Origin of the sequence: Amphritea pacifica (assembly GCF_016924145.1) — a bacterium.
Taxonomy (GTDB): domain Bacteria; phylum Pseudomonadota; class Gammaproteobacteria; order Pseudomonadales; family Balneatricaceae; genus Amphritea; species Amphritea pacifica.
Genome location: NZ_JAFFZO010000147.1, coordinates 1 through 380, shown reverse-complemented (window position 1 = coordinate 380; position 380 = coordinate 1). Strand labels below are relative to the sequence as shown.

General features: G+C 55.0%; 1 protein-coding gene. It reads right to left on the bottom strand.

Going from position 1 to position 380, the window contains the following annotated elements; translation table 11 throughout:
* Positions 1 to 24: 24 nt before the first annotated feature.
* A partial coding sequence (locus JW499_RS21825; RefSeq protein ID WP_063117232.1) for a phage minor tail U family protein occupies positions 25 to 380 on the bottom strand: 356 nt, incomplete at its 5' end.

Genomic DNA, 380 nt, shown 5'->3' with positions numbered 1-380 from the left:
GGATTTGGTACAGGCATAGCGTCCTCACATTTCATAGGTAATGACATAAGTCAGATCGGCTGAACTCCACAAGCCCGCATCATCGTCGCGCCGGTAGTCATAGCCGCTGGCCACCATACTGGTGATCAAATCTGACAGTGCCGGGATATCGCTCATCACCGGATAAATCCGGGACTCCATCCACGCATCCAGCTCTGAATCCGGCACCTGAGCAGGCAGGAAAACTTCGATATGCAGCTCCGCCTGCCAGGTATCGCTGTCCAGCTCTTCGCCCGTGTATTCAGCGCCGGTGAGATAAACGGCAACTGCCGGAAAATCCGCCTCATCAAAAACAGCGGGGCGACCATCAAAAAACGTCGCCCCGGTGTCATGCTTCTCCA